Source organism: Candidatus Schekmanbacteria bacterium, from assembly GCA_003695725.1.
Classification (GTDB): domain Bacteria; phylum Schekmanbacteria; class GWA2-38-11; order GWA2-38-11; family J061; genus J061.
The window spans coordinates 1-3488 of record RFHX01000112.1 but is presented as its reverse complement, the minus strand read 5'-3'; the positions used below and the strand labels follow the sequence as shown (position 1 = coordinate 3488).

Sequence of the window (3488 nt, the reverse complement as noted above, 5' to 3'; positions counted from 1 at the left end):
TTATAAGGATATATAAAACTGATAGTAAGGGTGTAACGTAAAGGTCTTTTTGTTGAATTTCTACAAGAATTGTTGTTCCAAGCAGGGCTGTAACTATGATTGTCCGTGTTGTCATCAGCCACTTAAGCCCTAATGAGCTGTGGCTGCCTTTTATTATACCAAAAGCCACAACTTATCTCTTTCTGTTGAAACTGCGGTTTTTATTATTGGATTGCAGTGGCCAATGTAAATATTGGCAGATACATTGCTACAAGAATAAATCCCACTATTCCTCCGAGGACGACCATTAGTGCCGGCTCCATCAATGAAGTCAAAGCTTCGACGGCATTATCAACTTCTTCTTCGTAAAAGTCGGCAATTTTCGCCAGCATGCTGTCGAGAGCGCCTGTAGCTTCTCCAACTCCTATCATTTGAACTACCATAGCTGGGAATACATCGGTTTTTTCGAGAGGTTCAGCAATTGTTTTACCTTCTGCAATGCTCTGTTTTGTTTCAAGAATTGCGTTCCCTATGACTACATTGCCAGATGTGCGGGAAACTATGTCCAATCCTTCGAGGATAGGAACACCGCTTGTAATAAGAGTGGATAAAGTTCTTGAAAATTTTGCAACAGCTGATTTTTTTATGATGTCTCCGAATATGGGCAGTTTCAGAAATATACGGTCAGTAACCAAGCGGCCGCTTTTGGTCCCACGATAATATTTGAATGCGATAATCAATGCCACAATTCCAAAAAAAACTGCAACTCCTCTCCAGCTTGCGGCAAAATGACTCATATTTATGACCATTTGAGTAGTCGGAGGCAATTCTCCTCCAAAATCACTGAACATTTTTGCAAAAGTTGGAATGACAAAAATTAAGAGAGCTGCAACAACAACAAAGGCGACTGAAAGAATTGCGATTGGATAGACACTCGCTTTTTTTACCTTTGACTTGAGAGCCTGAGCTTTTTCTATATATGAAGCCAACCTTTTTAAAACATTGTCCAGTATACCGCCTGTTTCTCCTGCTTCAACCATATTTGTAAATAAATTGTCGAAAACCTTTGGATGTTTGCGAAGGGCATCTGCAAAGGTAGAGCCAGACTCCACATCTTCCTTGACAACAGAAAGAATATCCCGGAGGGGCTTTTTTTCTGATTGTGCTGCAAGTATTTCAAGGCACTGGACAAGAGGAAGTCCTGCTTCAATCATTGTTGCAAACTGACGAGTGAAGACGACAATATCTTTGTCTTCTATTTTTTCACCTAATCCGGGGATTTTTATTTCTATTGCAGTAGCTTTCTTTTTAATCGATGTAACTATGAGCTTTTGAGCGCGGAGAATTTTTTTTGCTTCTTCCAATGAGGGAGCTTCAATTTCGCCTTTTCTGATTTCACGGCTGACAGTCCTTGCTTCATAAACAAAAGCTGCCATTTTTTCTTTCCTCTCCTTAAATTACCTTGTAATATTATATTACTTATTTTCTCTGGGTGCAGTAAAGAGAAAATTAGTCAGGCACTGTGACTCTAACAATCTCTTCTAATGTGGTAACTCCATCTTTTATTTTGTTCAGTCCGCTTCGTCTCAATGTTTGCATTCCTTCTTCTATTGCCTGTTTTTTCAATTCAGGTGTTTGTGCACCCTGCAAGATTAAATCTCGTATGGATTTTGTAAAGGGCATAACTTCATATAGAGCTACTCTTCCCTTATAGCCGGTATTACCGCATTCGGGACAACCTTTTCCGTGGCGGACTTCAATTCCCTGCTCAACTTCTTCTTCTGTAAACTGAACTTTAAGAAGGGCATCTTTGCTTACTTCAACTGGTTCACTACACTTTGAACAGACCTTTCGAGCCAATCTCTGTGCCACTATAAGATTTACTGCAGATGATACAAGAAATGGTTCTACCCCCATATTCAGCATTCTGTTTACGGTTTCAGGCGCATTGTTTGTGTGAAGTGTGCTGAGTACGAGATGGCCTGTCAAAGCCGCCTTGATGCCGATTTCTGCAGTTTCATAGTCCCTGATTTCACCGACAAGGATAATATCCGGATCCTGACGCAAAAAGGAACGCAATGCAGCTGCAAAATTCAAACCAATATCTTCATGCATCTGTACCTGATTGACACCCATTAAATTAAACTCTACAGGGTCTTCAGCAGTCATTATGTTTTCAGTTACTTTGTTCAATTCGCTGATGGCTGAATATAATGTGGTTGTTTTACCGCTTCCTGTAGGTCCTGTTACAAGCACCATTCCAAAGGGCATATGAATTGCTTTTTTGAACTCCTCCAATGGTTTTTCATCGAATCCGAGTTTTGTCATATCGAGTTGCAAATTGGATTTGTCAAGAAGCCGCAGAACAACTTTTTCGCCAAAAAGGGTAGGCAAAATTGAAACTCTAAAATCCATTTCCCTTTTGGGACCTAATTTCAGCTTTATTCTACCATCCTGAGGAAGCCGCCTTTCAGCGATATCAAGCTTTGACATTACTTTGATTCTGGAAACAAGGGCATTTTTTATTTTTACAGGAAGGTCCATTGCTTTATGAAGCACACCATCCATCCTGTATCTTACTCTGAAACTTTTTTCATATGGCTCTATGTGAATATCAGAAACTTTCATCTTGATAGCTTTGAGCAATATGCCGTTAACGAGTCTCACTACCGGTGCATCCATTTCTCCTAAGGAGTCTTCATCTGAGTCTTCTTCTACAACTTCCACTGCGTCAGCTGCACCAGAGACGAGTTTGTCGAGTTCGTCAACTTCAAAATGAGCCATTTCATCTTCTTCCTCTTCCATTCCCGGACCTATTCCAACATCTTCTTCGAGCTCGATATCCTTGTCATCAATAAGCATATTTGCAGGTTGAGAGGAATTGCCGCCTTTTTTGTAATATTCCTCGATTGCTTTTTTAATTTCACTTTCTGGAGCAACAACAGGTTCAACATTGTAACCTGTCATAAATTTGATATCATCAATAGCAAAAACATTGGAAGGGTCAACCATTGCTACTGTTATTGTCGAACCGATACGGCTTATTGGGATTATCTCATATTTTTTTGCGGTTTTTGCAGGAATGAGTTTGCATGCTTCAGGGTCGATTTCAAAGTCTGAAAGGTTTATTGAAGGCACACCATATTGCTGGCTCAGGAATGAAGTAATGGTATCTTCAGTAATGACACCGGATTTAACAAGGACTGTGCCGATTCTTTCCCTTGTCTGTTTTTGAGTCTTTAATGCTTCAATAAGCTGTTCTTTCGTTATCAGTCCAGCATCGATTAAAAGTTGGCCAAGTTTTGCCATAGCTGAAATCCATTAAAAAACAGATGGTTAAAAATATCCAATTATATTCCTAAATTAACAATTAAATTGGATTTATCATTAATTGTCAATATAAGATGAACAATAAATTATCGGTATTCTTTAAGAAAAGCTAATTGCTGATTTACTAACTATTATATTTTAATGCTCTTTTTAAAAGTTTTCCAGTGGGACCTTTGGGA

General features: G+C 39.2%; 2 protein-coding genes. Both read right to left on the bottom strand.

Translation table 11 applies throughout. The annotated features are described in order from the left end of the window. Nucleotides 1–203: 203 nt before the first annotated feature. Nucleotides 204–1415, bottom strand: coding sequence for a type II secretion system F family protein (locus tag D6734_04585; GenBank protein ID RMF95999.1), 1212 nt, complete (start codon nucleotides 1413–1415; stop codon nucleotides 204–206). 73 nt (nucleotides 1416–1488) lie between these two features. Further along, nucleotides 1489–3288, bottom strand: a complete 1800-nt coding sequence (gene pilB / locus D6734_04580; GenBank protein ID RMF95998.1) for a type IV-A pilus assembly ATPase PilB — start codon at nucleotides 3286–3288, stop codon at nucleotides 1489–1491. Nucleotides 3289–3488: the final 200 nt, after the last annotated feature.